We start from the raw sequence: 18,508 nt of genomic DNA on the forward strand, positions 1-18,508 counted from the left end.
TTATTCTGATTTAAAGGGGCGGTAAATTTTATGATAGTATACATAAGAGATCAGCAATACCACAAAAGCGCCTATAGCCATGTAGCCGCCGCCGTTGGCGTTGTTCATCACCACGATATTACCAACAAAGGCTGAGATGATAGAAATACCAAAACCAACATAAGCCCATTCTTTAAACCTGGCCGGAACCATAGGTAAAATGAGCAGCAAACCGCCAATGATCTTTCCTACGGTTAATTCAATGCGGAAGTAATCCGGGAAGCCCAGTCCGTGGATGCCATCTTTGGCCATTTGGTTATTAAAAGTTAGGGCTGGTAAAAGTCCGTCGAATAAAAAGAAAATTGTGGTAAAGATCCAATAAATGATCTTGTCTTTTTTTGATGCCGGAGCGGCAACTGTTAATGTGGTCATAATCGTAAGGTTGTGTTTAATTAAAAGGTTATGATAAACTTATGAAATCTATTCCTGAATTACAGACATAATATTTCCCGATGGGTCTGTGAACCAGGCAATAAGCGGCCCGCCACCGCGAAATATGTTGTCATCATCTGTTTTAAAACCGGGCATGTCATAGCTTTCGAACTTTACGCCTTTGGTTTTGAGATCTTGCACTGCTGTCGCTACGTCGGCAACATTAAAATTTAGCACAGTAAATGTGGCCGGCTGATGGTCTGGTTTAGGGTAGGCGATGATTGTGCCGCCATCCTGAAAACTTAGGGTAAGAATATTTCCCATCTGTTTATTCTGTACTACGTTAACCCCTAACACGTCACGATAGAACGTTAACGATTGGTCTGAATCTTTGACCGCGAAACCCCCGAATGCTTTTGTGCCTTTAAACATGATCTCTATTTTAAGTGGATAATTGGTTACTTATTTATTTTACATAACAAAGGTAGCCGCATGATATACAACCCGGCTGGTGCAAATACGACATTGTGAGGGGTTGTTTGCGCTGTCCCAATTTATTACATTTACTACGTTAATCCATTCATTGCAATGAAACACATCTCTATCCTTGTGCCATATGGCACCAGCAGCATCAGCAATATTGAAGGTGCGCACCAGTTGTTCGCAGAAGTAAACAACATGTTTGTAGCGCAAGGCCGCGAGCCCATGTTTGATCTGCATATGGTAGGGCTGGCCAGCGAGACCCCTCAGCGCAATGGTATGTTTACCATTAAGCCCGATGTGCTTTTTGGGGATGTGAAGAAAACCGACCTGATCATTATTCCCGCTGTGCACGGTAACCCCATGGAAACGATTGAAGCTAACAAGGCTCTGCTGCCATGGATAAAAGAACAATACAAACAAGGCGCAGAATTGGCAAGCCTGTGCATTGGCGCGTTCTTTTTAGCCAGCACCGGTTTATTGAATGGCAAAAAATGCGCAACGCATTGGCGCACCGCGAACGATTTTAGGCAGATGTATCCTGAAGTAAATCTTGTTGACGATAAGATCATGACCGAAGAGGACGGGATCTACACCAGCGGTGGCGCTTATTCATATCTCAACCTAATTATTTACCTCATTGAAAAATATGCAGGCCGCGACATTGCCATTATGATGGCTAAAGCATTTATGATCGATATTGACAAGGTGAGTCAGTCGCCATTCATTATGTTTCAGGGGCAGAAGAAACACGAAGATGAGCCGATAAAGAAAGCACAGGAATTTATTGAAAGCAACTATCAGGATAAGATTACCGTCGAAGGTTTGGCAGATATGCTGGCTTTAGGTCGCCGAAACCTGGAACGCCGGTTCAAAAAAGCGACCAGCAACACAATCGTGGAGTACTTACAACGCGTTAAAATTGAAGCTGCCAAAAAGGATTTCGAAACCAGTCGCAAGAACATTAATGAAGTGATGTATGATGTAGGCTATTCTGATACCAAAGCCTTCCGTACCATCTTTAGAAAGATAACAGGGTTGTCGCCGATAGAATATCGCAACAAATACAATAAAGCATTAGTCGCTTAACGGTATTCCCGAACAACCGGCCGACTAAGCAAAAGTTTGCATTTCAATCAGCCTGCGGTATACACCATTATTTTCTATCAGCTGCTGATGGGTGCCTTGTTCCACAACTTTACCCTGGTCAAGTACTACTATCTTGTCCGCGTTTTGGATAGTGCTTAAACGGTGCGCAATGATCAGCGAGGTGCGGTTTTTCATCAGCTTGTTCAAAGCTTCCTGTACTAGCTTTTCAGATTCGGTATCAAGGGCAGACGTAGCTTCATCCAGGAGCATGATAGGCGGGTTGGCCAATACAGCACGTGCAATACAAATGCGCTGGCGCTGGCCGCCTGATAGCTTTGTACCCCTGTCGCCGATATTGGTTTGATAGCCGTTTTCTGTATGCTCTATGAAACTGTGCGCGTTGGCAATTTTGGCTGCCGCGATAACATCTTCCATTGTCGCGTCGGTTTTACCAAAGGCGATGTTATTAAAAATAGAGTCGTTAAATAATATAGATTCCTGGTTTACTACGCCCATTAATGAGCGAACCGATTCCATTGTTAGCTGGCGGATGTCCTGGCCGTCTATCATGATCGCACCTTGCTGCGGATCGATAAAACGGGGGATCATATCCATCAGCGTAGACTTACCACCACCTGACGGCCCTACAAGCGCGATGGTCTGCCCTTTTGGGATTACCAGGTTTATATCAGACAACACCTGCTTTTCGTCATAAGCAAAGCTTACGCCTCTAAACGTAAGATCGTGCTCAAAACCCGTGATCGCCTTTGCACCAGGCGCGTCATTGATACCGGGTTTGGTGTCAATCAACTCTAACACACGTTCACCGGCGGCAATCCCAGAGTGGATATTGCTAAACGAGTCTGAAATGTTCTTTGCCGGGCGCATCAGTTGCGAAAACAACGCGATGTAAGCGATAAACTGCCCGGGACCTAACTCAGAACGTTTATTTAAAATAAGATATCCGCCGTACAAAACAATAAAGGCTATCATGGTAACACTCATGGCCTCAGATGCCGGTGATGCCAGCTGCTGCCTGCGCGCCATTGATCTTGAGATGCGAGAATAACGCATATTTTCCGTATCGAAACGGTTTTTGATAAAGCCAACGGCGTTGAAAGCCTTGACGATCTTGATACCTGATAACGCCTCGTCCAGATAGCTGATCATGTTTCCGTATGATTGCTGCGCCGCAACAGCTTGTGCCTTTAACCTTTTTACAATTCGTGAGATAATAAATCCCGAAACAGGGATCACCAGTAAAGAATATAAGGTAAGTTTCGCAGAAATAATAAAGAGCATTCCCAGGAACGCGATGAGTGTTACCGGCTCTTTAAAGATCACTTGCAAAGTAGAAGTTACAGAAAACTGTACTACCTGTACGTCTGAAGCTATCTTAGAAATGATATCACCCTTACGCTCGTTATTAAAGTAACCCAAGTGAAGGTCCATCACGTTATTGAATACAGAGCGGCGCAGGTTGAGCAGTGTATGCAGGCGCAGGTTTTCCATTGTCCGGGCAGACAGATACCTAAATAGGTTACCCAAAACAACCGCCACGATAACCGTGGCTACTACGAATTGCAAGGCCCCCCATGATCCGTGTGTTTTAATGATCTCCTGCAAATAATACTTAAACCATTTTTCGAGACTGAAAACAGATGTTGGTTTTACTATCTCTGCCGTATGGCCAACTATGTTTGCGTCGGCAGAGAAGAGCGTATTAAGCAAGGGCCCCAGCAGCGCGAATACCAATGTGCTGAAAAGCACATATAGCAGGGTAAATAGAATGTATGGGATGGCGAACTTTTCAATCGGTTTGGCAAAAGAAAGCAGCCTGAAATAAGTCTTCATTTAAAAAATTAAGTCTGCAAAAATATTAATATCCTGCCGATTACAACCTGTGTTCATAGGATATGACTCGCGCAACACAAAAATGGGCTTAACCATCTTTTAACGAGTAATTAGGTATCTGTCCTGTACAGTAAAAGTATTTTTCCAACACCAGTAACGAGATCAACTCTTCACGCTTATTATCAAAAAATTGCCTCGCAAAGGCGTTAGCATTTTTAACGATCTTCAGTGCTTCGCTTTCATGAGCCAGGTACCAGTTTAGCTTATCTTCCAGGTCGCTATAGTCTTCATTTATCTCAATGTAATGCACGCCGCCCTGCAAAGTGCCTTCCATAAACCAGGTCTCGTACTTGGGCTTAGGCATTATTGCTATAGAGTTTGACGACATGATCCACTTTAAATTGGTTGCCACGTCGTTGCCCTCTAAACTCAGGATGAATTTATATTGCAAGTGGTCTTGAATAGATATCTTCGGCTTATGCCATTGGGGGTTGCCGCCACTGTTTACCTGGCCCAGATCGCACATTGGGTGGCCAAAGTAACGCTCCATAAAACGGATGCGGTGCGGTTGGGTCATCACCCCCCGACCTATCAGCATGTCCTTTTTATCTGCGTAGCTGATGTTATCGTCAACAAAAACAAAATGGCGATACTTATCAAGGTTGAGTAGCACCGCGCTTTTATTGTCGCCAACTACAGGCCTGCTTTTCTGTATAGTCGGCACATCTTCTACATGGGTTGCATCGCCGAATAAAAAATTGGCTTTGAAGCGCTTACTGAAATACCGGCTGACTTCGAATGTGTCGAAGTTGTAAGATTTCGGGCTTACAAACATTTTCATATCGCCTAACGCTATCGCCCGGCTGCCGGCATTATTATTCGGAGAAAGCTTATTATAGTACTCGACCCTTGATGTAAGGTAAGTGCGGTCGTAGTTTTCGATTTGTGCCAGTTTTCGTTTTAGCAATTTACCGTAAGCACTCACAGGCAAAAGCTGCCGAAGTAAGTTCTTAGCATAGTAAGCCGTTTTGCCCCGGTAAAGCTTCTTTATGCGAAAAGCGTTTTTCAAATCAAAAGTTAAAGTTAATATAAATGTAAATTGCAGCGCAATTATAACGCATGGGCAGCAAAATACTCGTCACCTTTGATTCGATGAAGAACATCAACACCGGCTACTATTATTTTGGCTTGGGTTTAGGTAACGCGCTGATTGATGCCAACAATGATGAATTTGACCTTACCTTTTATCTGCATAACCGCACAAACACCAGGTTTAACGGCGATGTAAAGATCTTGCGTTTGTCTAAGCTGCACCCTTTTTATTTTCCTTATCGCAATCGTTTTCAACTGGTTCACATTACCGATCAGGAGTGCAGGCTGCGGCCCGAGTGGGTGAACGCTAAAAAAATAATGACCATTCATGATGTTAACCGCATACATCTGGAAGGCCATGATTCGCCACAAACCCGCCAGTACCTGGAGCGGTTAAGAAAATTCATCTCAGGTGTGGATAAGCTGGTTACCATCTCGCAATTCGTTGCTGATGATATAGTAAAGTTGTACCCGGAAGCTGCAAGCAAGATATCCGTCATCTATAATGGAGCGCAAAAACCGCAGTTGGTGAAGAACTACAAACCCGCAGTAATACCGAATGGCGATTTTTTATTTACCATTGGTATACTTTTGCCTCAAAAAGGCTTCCATTACCTGCCCAATTTGTTAGAGAACAATAATTTAAACCTGGTGATAGCCGGGATTGAAACCCCGCACAAAGAAGTGATCTTAGCTGAAGCAAAAAAATATGGTTGTGAGAACAGGGTTTTTATTACCGGCCCTGTAGCAGATGTCGATAAAGCCTGGTATTACGCCAACTGCAAGGCTTTTATCTTTCCATCATCTGCAGAAGGTTTTGGCTTACCTGTGATAGAAGCCATGCATTTTGGCAAACCAGTATTCCTTGCCAAAAAGACGTCGTTGCCCGAAATTGGCGGACGAGCTGCTTATTATTTCGATAGTTTTGAGCCGCAACACATGCGTGATGTACTTGCTGATGGCTTAAAAGACTTTGAAGAAAATAACCGTACAAACGAGGTTTTGCGCCAGACCGCTAAGTTCACCTGGGAAAACGCCGCCAAGGCATATTTGCAATTGTATAAACAAACCCTTGACGCATAGTCCTGATATCTGACATGAAACCCAAAGTACTCGTCACGTTCGATTCTATGAAGGATATTAACCGCGGTTATTATTCTTTTGGTAAAGGCCTCGGCGATGCACTGATCAAACAGAACAACGGCAGGTTTGATCTGGCGTATTATCTATTTAAAAAAACACCTACGCTTTTTAACAACCTAGTCAAAATTGTTTATCGCTGGTTTGCAGACCAAATCTTTTTTAGAAAGAGAAATGATTTCGATGTGGTACATTTTTCTGACCAGCGCTGCAGGCTCCCGCCGTGGAATGTTAACGCTAAGAAGGTAATTACCATTCACGATCTTAACAAAGTGCATCTTAAAAAGAGTAAGCCGCATCGCATAATCGCTTACCTGAATAAATTAAACAAAAGAGTAAGCCACTGCGACAGGGTAGTCACTATATCACAATTTGTAGCAAATGACGTAGAGCGATATCTGCCTGCCGCAAAAGGTAAAATTTCTGTCATACATAACGGTGCGGAAAAGTTGCAAGTCAAACCAAGCCATCAGCCTAACTTTATTCCCGACAGGCCGTATCTTTTTACCATCGGTTTAATGTCGCCGCAGAAAGGCTTTCATTATCTGCCTGCCTTGTTAAACGGTAACGACTATGGACTAGTTATAGCCGGTATAGAGACAACGCACAAAGCGGTGATCTTAGAAGAGGCGGCTAAGTACAATTGTACAGATAGGGTGCACCTTGTTGGCGAGATAAGTAACGATGACAAAGCCTGGTATTACGCGCATTGCCTTGCGCTGGTGTTCCCGTCGCGAACAGAAGGCTTTGGCTTACCGGTTATAGAGGCTATGCACCTTGGCAAGCCCGCGTTTCTGTCAAAATTTACTTCCCTGCCCGAGATCGGCGGCGACGCCGCATATTATTTCGACAGCTTTGACCCTGCGCACATGCAGAAAGTGTTCAGCGATGGCATGAAGCACTTCAAGGAAAACAATGGTGCCGAAAAGTCCATGGCGCAAGCGGCAAAATTTTCATGGGAAAAGTGTGCGGATGCTTACCTTAACCTGTATAACGAATTGCTTGGTAAGTAATGCAGAAAGTCGCGATAGTCATTCCTTGTTACAAAAGCTCACTTACCAAACATGAGGAGATCGCGCTGGCGCAATGCAAAAAGATTTTGGGCCAGTATCCTGTCAGGATCGCCAAACCCGAAAGCCTGATTTTACCCGCCGAAATATTAGACTTTGCCGATTGCGCGGCAGTAAATTTTGATGATAACTATTTTGCAGACATTGCAGGCTATAACAGATTGATGCTGTCGGCAGAATTTTATAAACGATTTACCGGCTTTGAGTATATCCTGATATACCAGTTAGATGCCTTTGTCTTTAAAGACGAACTCGAAAACTGGTGCAGCAAAGGATACGATTACATAGGTGCACCATGGATAAGTCGGAAAAGCCGGTCTCCTCTAAAACAGGTTCTTGTTAACATCCAACGAAATTGGTCGTACCGCTTCGATCTTAAAAAAAGAGGCGTTCCTAATAAATATCAATTCGAGAACCGGGTAGGCAATGGCGGCTTTTCACTCAGGCGGGTAAGTGCTTTTGCCGATTTATGTGATGAAATGGTTAAAGAGATCGATTACTATCTTTCTCAAACTGCGCATCAATATAATGAAGATGCATTTTGGAGCTTAGAAGTTAACCGCCATAAAAAGCGATTAGAAATCCCGGTCTGGCGCGAGGCTTTGGAGTTTTGTTATGAAACCTATCCGGACAGGGCGTTTGAATTAACCGGTCACCAATTGCCTTTCGGCTGCCATGATTGGGACGCCTATCCCGATTTCTGGCGACCTATATTTAAAGAACTAGGTTACGATTTATAGTTTTGTGATATGCCCGGTAAATTAGACAACCTAAAGGTGAGCAATTTTAAAGAAGTGGCGCGCGCGCTTACCCTGGTTGAAAATGACCTGCCCGGCTCTGCAGATTTACTCAAGAATTTGTCTTTCAATAACCAGTGCCCTGTAATCGGTATTACAGGTCCGCCGGGAGCGGGGAAAAGTACGCTGGTAAATCAGCTGATCACTAACCTTACAGCAAACGGCAAATATGTAGCGGTTTTGGCCATCGACCCAACATCGCCATTCAATTTCGGCTCCTTGCTTGGCGACCGTATACGCATGGCCAGCCACTTTAATAGCCCAAACGTTTTTATTCGCTCATTGGCAACGCGCGGTTCACTTGGGGGCTTATCTGCCAAAACCATAGAAATGGCAGATGTGCTGCGGGCATCCGGTTTTGATTACGTGATTGTTGAAACAGTTGGCGTAGGCCAGTCCGAAGTTGAAATTGCCGGCCTTGCCGATATGACATTTGTTGTGCTTGTGCCCGAAGCAGGAGACGAGATACAAAATATTAAGTCCGGATTGATGGAGATCGCAGACGCTTTTATCCTAAATAAAGCCGACCGCCCTGGTGCCGACGAATTTGCTAATCAATTGCAAAAGCTGCTGCATCAAAATCCAAAAGTGGTCCCTATCATTAAAGCCATCGCCACAGAAAATAGCGGCATTAGCCAAATTGCCAAATTTATCCGTCAAGACCGGATGCATGATAACCAGCGGAAATTATTCCTCGCTGCCGAAAAGGTTTATCAGCTCATTAAAGAAAAGCGTATGGCCGGCGTAGACAGACAAAAGCTCCGGCTTGATGTGGCCGAAGCTTTTGAAAAAAATAACACCTTTAATCTTTACAGTTTTGCCGAAGCGTATAGCTAACTGTTCATGATCTCTTCAATGTGTTCTGCCTCTACAGGGATGTCGGCCATCAGATCTATATTACCGCCTTCAGTAATCAGTATGTTGTTTTCAATACGTATGCCCAAGCCTTCGGCAGGAATATATATACCAGGTTCGCAGGTTAGAATGTTGCCAACCTCGAAAGCTTTGTAACGGCTGGCATAATCATGCACATCCAAGCCCAAATGGTGCGACGTGCCGTGCATAAAGTACTTTTTGTAGAGCGGCGAAGCAGCGTCTTGGTTTTTTACATCGGTTTTATCCAGTAAACCCAAGCCGATCAATTCGTCAGTCATTATGCGGCCAACCTCGTCATGATACTCGTTCCAAATGGTACCGGCCACCAGCATTTTGGTTGCTGCTCGCATTACGCGCAACACAGCGTTGTACACGTCGCGCTGTCGCTGGGTAAACTTTCCGTTCACCGGTATGCTGCGGCTCATGTCAGCATTGTAATTAGCATATTCGGCACCAAAGTCAAATAAGATCACGTCACCATCTTTACATATAGCATTGTTATCTATATAATGCAGTACGTTGGCATTATTGCCGCTGGCTATAATTGGTGTATAGGCATGGCCGGTAGCGCGCTGGCGGATGAATTCATGAATGATCTCTGCCTCTATTTCATATTCGCCTACACCGGGGTGAACAAATTTTAGCACACGTTCAAAAGCGTCCTTTGTTATACTGCATGCTTTTTTGGTCAACTGCACCTCTATGTCAGACTTTACCGCACGCAGGTCGCGCAGTATGGGAGCCGACCTTAAATAATTATGAAGCGGGTATTTTTCTTTTAAAGCATTGTAGAACCGTAAGTCGCGATAAGGCACCTGGTGCACGTAACGGTCATTCTCATTGGTATTTATGTAAATATTGTCGGCATAGTTTATAATACTATGCAAAATAGTGTCATAGCTGTCCAGCCAAAAAATGGTTTTAATGCCTGATGCTGCCTCTGCCTCTTCCTTTGTATATTTATGACCCTCCCAAATTGCTATTAGTGCGCTGGTTTGTCTTAAAAAAAGTACTTCTCTGTATAGCGGATTAGGACAATCCGGATATAGCACTAAGATGCTTTGCTCCTGATCTATTCCTGATAAGTAAAAAAAATCGGCATTTTGCTTGAAAACAAAGCCTTGATCACCGCTTCGCGGAAACTCATCATTAGCATGAAATATTGCTATTGAGTTGTTTTTTAGTCGCTTAACGAAATTATTTCTATTGTGAGTAAATAACGTATTTTCAGGGGCGACATATTTCATTTTATATAGTTTAATATAGTTGTTTTAGACTTTTTTTTGTTCTATTTGCACCAAGGTTTTCATTTTTGGAACGGTGTTTGGTAGCGTTCCAAACATAATTACTAATTTTGAAAAAAATCACAATTAATCGTTAATCTAAAAACTATGAATTATTCTACTCTAAAGAAAACAGTCGCTTTATCATGTGCCGCTGTGTTAGCTGTAGGCGTAGCAAACGCGCAAATGGCAGACACAACCATGAAAATGTCTTCTGGAACAACTACTGCCAAGGTATTTGGCGGTGCTGGTCAGTACAACAGGTTTAGCATTGGTATCAACGGCGGCGTAACTGCACCGGTTGTTGCTACAGGCGGATCTAATGATTACACTCACTGGAAAGCTTCTTATGGTTACGGCGCTTCATTGCGTTTGCAACTTGCACACTCTTTCGGTATCCAGGGTGATTTCCACGGTGGCCGTTTAGAAGGTGACAACTCTACTGCAGCAGGCGGTATCCGTGACGGTGTTACAGCTTTCAAAACAGATTTTTACAGCGCTACTTTAAGCGGTGTGGTTAACGTTGCTACTGTTGACTACTTACGTCGTAAAAATGCTATCAACTTCTTCTTAACCGGTGGCGCAGGTATGGTTTGGTATAAACCAACTGTAACTTTCGGTAACGGTGTTCCGGTTGCTTATGATCACTATCCACAAAGCTTGGTTATCCCTGTAGGTGCCGGTGTTAAATTCCGTTTAACAGACGCGGTTGCTTTAAACTTAGGTTACACCGAAAACTTTGTTGACGATGATATCCTTGACGGTTTAAAAAGAGGTTACCCTACTAAAGACAAATACTCTTATGGTTATGCAGGTTTAGAATTCACTTTGGGTTCTTCATCTAAATCTAACTTAGACTGGGTTAACCCTGTAGCTATGATGTATGACGAGCTTTATGATGCTGCTCTTCGTCAAGAAGTTGAAGCTTTAAAAGGCCGTGTAACTAACGTAGAAAACGCTGTTAATGATCTGAAAAAAGATTCTGACGGTGACGGTGTATCTGATCAATTCGACAAATGCCCTAACACTCCTGCAGGTACTGTAGTTGATGGTTCTGGTTGCCCATTGAAGAAAGATACAGTTATGATGGGTGGCGCTGCTGTTGCTCCTGCTGCTTACACTAACATCCAATTTGACTTTGATAGCTCTGTGTTAAGAACTTCATCTTACCCAACTTTAGACGCTGTTTCTGCTGATCTGCGTGCTAACACCGGTAAATCTGTTGAGTTAGACGGTTACGCTTCATCAGAAGGTACTGCTGCTCACAACATGAGGTTATCTAAAGACCGTGCTAACTCAGTTAAAACTTACTTAGTAAACTCTGGTGTTGAGGCTAAACGTTTAAAAGTTAAAGCTTACGGCGAAACTCACCCAATTGCTGATAACTCAACTGAAGAAGGCCGCGTTCAAAACCGCCGCGTTGAGTTCAAAAAATAATTAGCTCTGACAGCTTACTAAAAGGCGTCCCGATACCGGGACGCCTTTTTTTGTTTAACTTTGTTTATGTACTTCTTCAGAAAAAAAGACCCAAACAGGCCGCAAAGCTTTAATCTTAAAGTCATGCATGTTATTAATGCCACGGCAATAATCATGTTTGTGGGTGCAATAATCTGGAAGCTGGTAAGTGTATTTATCCTAAAAAAATGAAAAGCATTATTTATACTAAAAACGCGCCCGAGCCTATCGGGCCCTATAGCCAGGCTGTTAAAACGGGTAACTTGTTATTTGTATCGGGCCAGATACCTGCCGACCCTGCAACCGGCGAAATTGTAAGCGGCGGCATAGAAGCAGAAACTACTATGGTAATGAAAAACCTGCAAGCAATTTTAACAGAAGCAGGTGCAGGCTTTGAACATGTGATCAAAACCACCATCTTCCTGAAAAATATGGGTGATTTCGCCGCCGTAAACGCTATTTATGGCTCATACTTTACGGCCGACTTTCCGGCGCGTGAAACAGTGCAGGCAGCAGCTTTACCAAAAAACGTTAACGTAGAAATTTCGGTAATTGCCGACTTGAGCTAATGGCGCAGAAAAGCGCGATCAGATACTTATCTGCTGCTATCGGCGCCGCGTTTATATGGGGGTTTTTAACAATACCCCTTAAGCATCTTCACACGCTTAACTACGCGCCGGAGCAGATCCTGTATTACAGGGTGCTGATGTCTTTCATCGCGCTTTGGATCTACGTATTGTTATTCAGGCGAAAACCTTTAATTCATGATGTGTCCGTTCTGCGGCAAATGCCTGCCCGTGAGCGCCGTAAATCCATTTGGATCATATTACTTACCGGCATCTTTATAACCACCAATTGGTTCACTTATATATACGTAGTGAACAACATCGGCGTAAAAGTTGCAGGTTTTGGATATCTCATATGCCCGTTGCTTACCGCCGGCGGCGGGTTTCTTCTGCTAAAAGAAAAATTGTCCAGACTAAAAGTTGCAGGTATTTCTCTCGCGGTTATCAGCATTATTATACTTTCAACAGGGTCTGTCAGCGAAACTTTATGGTCTATCGTGGTAGCTATAAGCTATGCCGTTTATTTGCTGCTGCAAAGGCTGATACCGCAGTTTGATAAGATCAATACGCTGGCCATCCAGCTGCTGATCTCCATCATTATCCTTGGTCCGTTTTATATACACCAATTTAATGGGCTGCCTGAGCAATCCGCATTTTGGACAGACATCATAGTCACGGCCGTATTGTTCACCATCATTCCGCTGCTGTTAAGTTTATATGCCTTGTCGGGACTGCCATCGTCAACCATCGGTATAACCATTTACATCAATCCTGTCATCACCTTCCTGGTCGCTTATTTTTATTTCCATGAAAGTTTTGCAGCCTGGCAATTAATGGGTTATTCAATTTTACTGGCTTCTGTTATTATCTTTAACTGGGAAATGATCGGCGGCGCATTAAAAAATAAGGAGCAGACTGCCGCCCAAGCCACCTGACGCATTTGAACCAGATCTTTAATACACCGGTTGTTTATCTAAAGGGCGTAGGTACTGCCCGTGCGGATGTATTAAAAAAAGACCTGGGCATAGAAAGTTATGAAGACCTGCTAAGGCATTATCCTTACAAGTACATAGACCGGACGAAATTCTACAAGATACGTGATATCAATCCCGAGCTACCGCATGTACAGGTCATAGCCCGCCTAACGTACAAAGAGATCATCGGCGAAAAGAATACGCGACGTTTGGTGGCACATGTACAGGATGATACCGGCGTTATGGAACTGGTATGGTTCCAGGCTATTAAATGGACAGAAAAGATCCTTGCCGTTGGCAAAGCTTACATCATTTTTGGCAAGCCCGGCAGTTTTAATGGCAAAGCCCAAATGGCCCACCCCGAAGTGGAACCGTACAGCACTGAAGCTCTGAAACGAAAAGGCAACCTAACGCTGCAAGCGGTTTATAGTTCTACGGAAAAGCTAAAGCAATTTACGCTAGATACGAAGGGTATCCAGCGCCTTACAGCTACCCTGCTTGAACAGCACAGCCGCGACATACAGGAAAATCTTCCGCTGTATATTCTGCAAAAATATAAGCTGATGCCGCGGGTAGAGGCGTTCCGGAATATTCACTTCCCCGAGAATGCTGCAGCTTTGCATGAAGCAGAACACCGTTTAAAGTTTGAAGAATTGTTTAGCATTCAGCTAAAACTGTTGCGCAATAAAATGACCCGCACGCAGAAATTCAAGGGGGCGATCTTTGAAAAAGTGGGCGATTATTTCAACGAGTTTTATGAGCACCGTCTGCCGTTTCAACTAACCACCGCGCAGAAAAAAGTACTGAAAGAAATACGGCAAGACACTTTGCGCGGTGTACAAATGAACCGTTTACTGCAAGGCGACGTGGGCAGCGGGAAGACGGTTGTGGCGCTGATGAATGTATTGCTGGCGCTTGATAACGGCTACCAGGCCTGTATAATGGCGCCAACAGAAATTTTAGCCACGCAGCATTACCACTCCATTAAGGCTTTGGTAGGCGATGGGTTTATTGAAGTGGCTTTGCTCACGGGTTCTGTAAAGCAAAAGGATCGTAAGGTGATCCACCAAAAGCTGGAAGACGGGACATTAAATTTGTTGATAGGCACCCACGCCTTAATAGAAGACAAGGTAGTTTTCAAAAATCTTGGCCTTGCAGTGATAGATGAACAGCACCGTTTTGGTGTAGAACAGCGGGCGAAACTTTGGCGTAAAAATATATTACCACCGCATGTGCTGGTGATGACCGCTACGCCTATTCCCCGCACATTGGCCATGACCTTATACGGCGATTTGGATGTGTCTGTGATCAATGAATTACCCGCCGGCCGGAAGCCGATAGAGACCAGGCACTTTTATGAAAATCAGCGGCTGGCAATGTTTGGCCTGATGAAGCGCGAGATAGCTTTGGGCAGGCAGGTGTACGTGGTTTATCCGCTGATAAAAGAAAGTGAGAAACTCGACCTGAAAAATCTGGAAGATGGCGTAGAGGTGATGTCGCGCGAGTTCCCGTTACCGCAGTACCGCATAAGTGTGGTGCATGGCAAACTGTCTGCAGCAGATAAGGAATTTGAGATGCAGCGTTTTGTAAAGGGCGAAACACATATCATGGTAGCCACAACTGTGATAGAAGTTGGCGTTAATGTGCCCAATGCTTCTGTGATGATCATTGAGAACGCCGAGCGGTTTGGGTTATCTCAGCTACACCAGTTACGCGGTCGCGTAGGCCGGGGAGCAGAGCAGTCGTTCTGTTTGCTGATGAGCGGCCACAAGTTAAGCCGCGATGGAAAAAAACGCTTAGATACCATGGTAATGACCAACGATGGTTTTAAGATTTCCGAAATAGACCTTGAACTGCGTGGCCCCGGTGATATAGAAGGCACACAGCAGAGCGGCGTGCTTGATCTAAAGATCGCCAACCTGGCTACAGACCAACAGTTGCTGATGCTGGTACGCGATGAGGTGATAGAAATATTTTATAAAGACCCTCAACTGGCATTGCCCGAAAATCAGATACTGCACCACATGCTTACCGCTAAAAACGGCGGCTTGAGTTGGGATAAGATATCGTGAAAGCAATCCCCTACTGTTGTGTCATTTCGAACGAAGAGAGAAATATTCTACAACGACTTGCCTAATTTAGAGATCCATTCGATATGATAAGTTTATAAAGTTGAACCCGCGTTAGGGATAGTAGTGAAAAGCCCGCAGTACCCACGGCACCGCGGGGACGAGGACTTGTAACGGATAGCCCGACCGCGCAGCGGGAACGCCCATGACCTATCTAATTTGTATTTACACTCAATTCTCTTAAAAAACACATCTCTAAATTTTAATTGACTTACTTGTTTACAGTAAAAATTCCGCTACCTGTTTAAATCGCTTTGATTTTAATAGTCAACGCTTTACCTTTCCAATTCAATTTAATCCTGCACTATGAAGTTTGCTTACGCCCTTTCAGCATTTCTGTTAGCCACCATTACCGCGAACGCCCAAACCGATTCGGTCTACCTGCGTAAGATCTACGACGAAGAGCTGGTTAACGGTAAGTGCTATCAAAACCTGCATTATTTATGCAAGGACATTGGCCAGCGGATTAGCGGTTCTGCCAACGCGCAAAAAGCGGTAGATTGGGGTAAAAAGCTGATGGAAAGCTATGGCTTTGATAAGGTTTACCTTCAAGAGGTAATGGTGCCGCATTGGGAACGGGGCGCAAAAGAGCAAGGGCTGATTATCGCGGGAAAAAGCCGCATCCCGGTTGCAATTTGCGCGTTGGGTATGTCAATTGCTACACCGGCAAACGGTATTACCGCTGATGTTATTGAACTGCATTCTCTAAAGCAGCTGGACAGCTTGGGCGAAGCAGGAATAAAGGGCAAGATAGTTTTCTTTAACCGCCCTTTCGACGAGCGTTTTATAGAGCAAGGCGGCGCATACGGAACAGCAGGCGATCAGCGTAACCTTGGCCCGGCGGCTGCGTCTAAATATGGCGCCGCGGCTGTAATTGTGCGGTCGCTTACCTCTGCGTTGAATGATTACCCGCATACAGGGGCTACCCGGTATGACAAAAACTACCCTGCCATTCCGGCGGCGGCTATATCAACCATAGCTGCAAATAAATTGAGCGATCTGATCAAAAACGCAAACGGCAGACCTGTGCAGTTTTTTCTGAAAGATAACTGCCGTATGCTGCCCGACGCTGTTTCTTATAATGTTGTAGGCGAACTGACCGGCACAGAAAATGCCAAACAAGTAATTACCGTTGGTGGTCACCTCGACTCGTGGGACCTGGCCGAAGGCGCCCATGACGACGGTACAGGTGTAATGCAATCAGTAGAAGTGTTGCGCATCTTTAAAGCGCTGGGTTATAAACCAAAACACAGCATCCGCGCGGTATTTTTTATGAATGAGGAAAACGGCGGTGCCGGCGGCAAAAAGTACGCAGAGCAGGCAGCAGCAAACAAAGAAGAGCACATTGCCGCTATTGAAAGTGATGAAGGTGGATTTACCCCACGCGGATTTAGTTTCGAAAGACCTTCTGCGGGTTTTTTGTCTAACATCAATAATGCCTGGAAAAAACTATTAGAACCGTATGAAGCGGATATGCTGGTTGCAGGTGGCAGTGGGTCTGACATTGGCCCGTTACGCGCTATGCCCGGCGTTACACTGATAGGTTTTCGCCCCGACTCGCAGCGTTACTTTGATATCCATCATACCCCGAATGATGTGTTTGAGAATGTAAACAAGCGCGAGCTTGAATTAGGCGCTGCAAGCATGGCGTCGCTTATTTACCTGATAGACCAGCATGGCCTTAAGTTCAATTAAGTTATACAGCCTTTAACACAGATGGCGTAACTTTACGGCATCACCCTTAAACAACACCCAAGTGCCCGACGGAGATAGTCAGCCCCAGAAAAAAGATTCGTTTGCCGCTTTGCGGTATAAAGACTTCAGGTCATATATAGGCGTACGCTTCTTTTTCACGTTTGCTTACCTCATGCAAACTACGGTGCTGGGCTTTTATATTTACGAGTTAGCCCATAGCAAAGTAGCCCTTGCTTTTGTGGGGTTGGCAGAGGCCATACCGGCTGTGGGCATTGCGCTTTACGGCGGCTACATTGCTGATAAGTACGAGAAGCGCAAGATGCTGCTCATCGTTTTAGGCGGGGTGTTTTTTTCGGCGCTGGTGATGTTTGTTGTTACGCTGCAAAGCCTCGACCACGAATTCCATCCACTCATATTGCCTATCCTTTACGCGATGATATTTTGCAATGGTGTGGCGCGCGCGTTTTACAGCCCCGCCACTTTTACCATTTACGCGCATAGCATCCCTAAAGAAATCTATCCCAACGCCAGCAGCTGGAGCAGCAGTACCTGGCAGATCGCGTCCATTTTCGGGCCGTTGGTGGGTGGTTTGCTTTACGGCTTCGGCGGAAAACTTTTTACAGGCATAACAGGTATCACAGCAACGTTCGCTGTGGTACTGCTTTTTATGTCAACCTCATTCGTGCTCGTTTATCGCCTGCGAAAATATCCGCCGGTTTTTGTGCCGAAGGAACCGATATGGCAAAGCCTGAAGGCCGGGCTAAGTTTTGTTTTTACCAACAAGATGATGTTCTATGCCATGAGCCTCGACCTTTTCTCCGTGCTGTTTGGCGGTGTGGTTGCATTGCTGCCTGTTTATGCGCTGGACATTTTGAAAGTTGGCTCAGAAGGTTTAGGTATAATGCGTACGGCTTTTTCACTCGGCGCAGCGCTGACCATGATCTCTATGGCACGCTTTTCGCCGATGGGGCGGCCGTGGCGAAACCTGCTCATAGCAGTATTAGGGTTTGGGTTGGCCATTATTGGTTTCGGCTTGTCGCATGTGCTGTGGCTGTCGCTCATCTTCCTGTTTTTGCAGGGCGGTTTCGATAGTGTGAGTGTGATCATCCGCGGAACAATTATGCAACTGCTTACACCGGACCACATGCGCGGACGGGTATCTGCCGTAAACTCCATGTTCATTGGTTCGTCTAACGAGATAGGCGACTTTGAGTCGGGCATGGCAGCGAACATCCTGGGAACAGTTCCGGCGGTGCTATTTGGCGGCGGCATGACTTTATTTATAGTCACGTTTACTTACTTCAAGACCCGCCACCTGGTGCCGGCCACTTTAGCCGACGTAAAACTTGCCGACGAACCTCCTACTATGCCGGTCGCGTAGTCTTTTTTTATCGGCTTAATTGTGTGGTTGTAACATGTGACAGTTTCTATACCAAATACTGACTTATTAGTATCTGACACCGTTTTGTCAACGATATAACTAATTGTTTATCAAGCATGCACGATCGTGTCAGTGTTTCTGGTTTACCGTTTTTAACTAAAAAGTGTAACACAGTTGTCACAGGTGTTACAGTTTTATTTGGCGATAACCATTTAT

The 18,508-nt window shown here is 44.8% G+C and carries 17 protein-coding genes; 12 read left to right on the forward strand and 5 right to left on the reverse strand.

Features of this window, described 5'->3' with window-relative positions; translation table 11 throughout:
• Positions 1-411, reverse strand: coding sequence for a DoxX family protein (locus GO620_RS13470; RefSeq protein WP_157526865.1), 411 nt, complete (start codon positions 409-411; stop codon positions 1-3).
• Between the two features lie 48 nt (positions 412-459).
• Positions 460-843 (reverse strand): VOC family protein, encoded by a 384-nt coding sequence (locus GO620_RS13475; RefSeq protein ID WP_157526864.1) that lies wholly within the window; start codon positions 841-843, stop codon positions 460-462.
• 156 nt (positions 844-999) lie between these two features.
• On the opposite strand from GO620_RS13475, the gene GO620_RS13480 reads away from it, so the two are divergent.
• Positions 1,000-1,980: a GlxA family transcriptional regulator gene (locus GO620_RS13480; protein ID WP_157526863.1), complete on the forward strand. Its 981-nt coding sequence runs from the start codon at positions 1,000-1,002 to the stop codon at positions 1,978-1,980.
• Between the two features lie 24 nt (positions 1,981-2,004).
• On the opposite strand, the gene GO620_RS13485 is transcribed toward GO620_RS13480, so the two are convergent.
• Both GO620_RS13485 and GO620_RS13490 read right to left on the reverse strand, forming a co-directional pair.
• Positions 2,005-3,834 carry an ABC transporter ATP-binding protein gene (locus GO620_RS13485; RefSeq protein WP_157526862.1) on the reverse strand — a complete coding sequence of 610 codons (1,830 nt, stop codon included), beginning with the start codon at positions 3,832-3,834 and terminating at the stop codon, positions 2,005-2,007.
• Positions 3,835-3,922: 88 nt separating this feature from the next.
• Complete coding sequence (locus GO620_RS13490; protein ID WP_157526861.1) at positions 3,923-4,903, reverse strand: glycosyl transferase family 90; 981 nt, start codon at positions 4,901-4,903, stop codon at positions 3,923-3,925.
• Positions 4,904-4,953: 50 nt separating this feature from the next.
• On the opposite strand from GO620_RS13490, the gene GO620_RS13495 reads away from it, so the two are divergent.
• Genes GO620_RS13495 through meaB form a run of 4 tightly spaced genes read left to right on the forward strand, consistent with a single transcriptional unit; the run spans position 4,954 to position 8,770 of the window.
• Complete coding sequence (locus GO620_RS13495; protein ID WP_157526860.1) at positions 4,954-6,009, forward strand: glycosyltransferase family 4 protein; 1,056 nt, start codon at positions 4,954-4,956, stop codon at positions 6,007-6,009.
• 14 nt (positions 6,010-6,023) lie between these two features.
• Positions 6,024-7,079 (forward strand): glycosyltransferase family 4 protein, encoded by a 1,056-nt coding sequence (locus GO620_RS13500; protein ID WP_157526859.1) that lies wholly within the window; start codon positions 6,024-6,026, stop codon positions 7,077-7,079.
• Complete coding sequence (locus GO620_RS13505; RefSeq protein ID WP_157526858.1) at positions 7,079-7,876, forward strand: DUF5672 family protein; 798 nt, start codon at positions 7,079-7,081, stop codon at positions 7,874-7,876. The genes GO620_RS13500 and GO620_RS13505 overlap by 1 nt, the downstream gene beginning before the upstream one ends.
• Before the next feature lie 9 nt (positions 7,877-7,885).
• Entirely contained in the window at positions 7,886-8,770 is an 885-nt protein-coding gene (meaB, locus tag GO620_RS13510; protein ID WP_157526857.1) for a methylmalonyl Co-A mutase-associated GTPase MeaB, read from the forward strand.
• Here the strand turns inward: meaB and GO620_RS13515 are convergent.
• Positions 8,767-10,056, reverse strand: coding sequence for an aminopeptidase P N-terminal domain-containing protein (locus tag GO620_RS13515; protein WP_157526856.1), 1,290 nt, complete (start codon positions 10,054-10,056; stop codon positions 8,767-8,769). The two genes, meaB and GO620_RS13515, sit on opposite strands and share 4 nt — an antisense overlap.
• Before the next feature lie 144 nt (positions 10,057-10,200).
• On the opposite strand from GO620_RS13515, the gene GO620_RS13520 reads away from it, so the two are divergent.
• The 7 genes from GO620_RS13520 (at position 10,201) to GO620_RS13545 (ending at position 18,292) form a co-directional block, all read left to right on the forward strand.
• Positions 10,201-11,529, forward strand: a complete 1,329-nt coding sequence (locus GO620_RS13520; protein ID WP_157526855.1) for an OmpA family protein — start codon at positions 10,201-10,203, stop codon at positions 11,527-11,529.
• Between the two features lie 66 nt (positions 11,530-11,595).
• Positions 11,596-11,739: a DUF6728 family protein gene (locus tag GO620_RS17380; RefSeq protein WP_317198306.1), complete on the forward strand. Its 144-nt coding sequence runs from the start codon at positions 11,596-11,598 to the stop codon at positions 11,737-11,739.
• Entirely contained in the window at positions 11,736-12,116 is a 381-nt protein-coding gene (locus tag GO620_RS13525; protein ID WP_157526854.1) for a RidA family protein, read from the forward strand. Before GO620_RS17380 ends, GO620_RS13525 begins: the two co-directional genes overlap by 4 nt.
• Positions 12,116-13,048, forward strand: coding sequence for an EamA family transporter (locus GO620_RS13530; protein WP_157526853.1), 933 nt, complete (start codon positions 12,116-12,118; stop codon positions 13,046-13,048). Before GO620_RS13525 ends, GO620_RS13530 begins: the two co-directional genes overlap by 1 nt.
• A 5-nt stretch (positions 13,049-13,053) precedes the next feature.
• Positions 13,054-15,159, forward strand: a complete 2,106-nt coding sequence (gene recG, locus GO620_RS13535; RefSeq protein WP_198173621.1) for an ATP-dependent DNA helicase RecG — start codon at positions 13,054-13,056, stop codon at positions 15,157-15,159.
• 363 nt (positions 15,160-15,522) lie between these two features.
• Complete coding sequence (locus GO620_RS13540) at positions 15,523-16,911, forward strand: M20/M25/M40 family metallo-hydrolase (RefSeq protein ID WP_157526851.1); 1,389 nt, start codon at positions 15,523-15,525, stop codon at positions 16,909-16,911.
• Positions 16,912-16,972: 61 nt separating this feature from the next.
• A complete protein-coding gene (locus tag GO620_RS13545) occupies positions 16,973-18,292 on the forward strand; it encodes an MFS transporter (protein WP_200230128.1) in 1,320 nt (439 codons plus the stop codon).
• The last annotated feature ends 216 nt before the right edge of the window (positions 18,293-18,508 follow it).

Source organism: Mucilaginibacter ginkgonis (assembly GCF_009754905.2).
GTDB classification, from domain to species: Bacteria; Bacteroidota; Bacteroidia; order Sphingobacteriales; family Sphingobacteriaceae; genus Mucilaginibacter; species Mucilaginibacter ginkgonis.

What these genes read in the sequence shown, in the direction of transcription:
- GO620_RS13470 (WP_157526865.1), bottom strand. Translation starts at nt 411, where the DNA reads ATGACCACATTAACAGTTGCCGCTCCGGCATCAAAAAAAGACAAGATC.
- GO620_RS13475 (WP_157526864.1), bottom strand. Translation starts at nt 843, where the DNA reads ATGTTTAAAGGCACAAAAGCATTCGGGGGTTTCGCGGTCAAAGATTCA.
- GO620_RS13480 (WP_157526863.1), top strand. Translation starts at nt 1,000, where the DNA reads ATGAAACACATCTCTATCCTTGTGCCATATGGCACCAGCAGCATCAGC.
- GO620_RS13485 (WP_157526862.1), bottom strand. Translation starts at nt 3,834, where the DNA reads ATGAAGACTTATTTCAGGCTGCTTTCTTTTGCCAAACCGATTGAAAAG.
- GO620_RS13495 (WP_157526860.1), top strand. Translation starts at nt 4,954, where the DNA reads ATGGGCAGCAAAATACTCGTCACCTTTGATTCGATGAAGAACATCAAC.
- GO620_RS13500 (WP_157526859.1), top strand. Translation starts at nt 6,024, where the DNA reads ATGAAACCCAAAGTACTCGTCACGTTCGATTCTATGAAGGATATTAAC.
- GO620_RS13505 (WP_157526858.1), top strand. Translation starts at nt 7,079, where the DNA reads ATGCAGAAAGTCGCGATAGTCATTCCTTGTTACAAAAGCTCACTTACC.
- meaB (WP_157526857.1), top strand. Translation starts at nt 7,886, where the DNA reads ATGCCCGGTAAATTAGACAACCTAAAGGTGAGCAATTTTAAAGAAGTG.
- GO620_RS13515 (WP_157526856.1), bottom strand. Translation starts at nt 10,056, where the DNA reads ATGAAATATGTCGCCCCTGAAAATACGTTATTTACTCACAATAGAAAT.
- GO620_RS13520 (WP_157526855.1), top strand. Translation starts at nt 10,201, where the DNA reads ATGAATTATTCTACTCTAAAGAAAACAGTCGCTTTATCATGTGCCGCT.
- GO620_RS17380 (WP_317198306.1), top strand. Translation starts at nt 11,596, where the DNA reads ATGTACTTCTTCAGAAAAAAAGACCCAAACAGGCCGCAAAGCTTTAAT.
- GO620_RS13525 (WP_157526854.1), top strand. Translation starts at nt 11,736, where the DNA reads ATGAAAAGCATTATTTATACTAAAAACGCGCCCGAGCCTATCGGGCCC.
- GO620_RS13530 (WP_157526853.1), top strand. Translation starts at nt 12,116, where the DNA reads ATGGCGCAGAAAAGCGCGATCAGATACTTATCTGCTGCTATCGGCGCC.
- GO620_RS13540 (WP_157526851.1), top strand. Translation starts at nt 15,523, where the DNA reads ATGAAGTTTGCTTACGCCCTTTCAGCATTTCTGTTAGCCACCATTACC.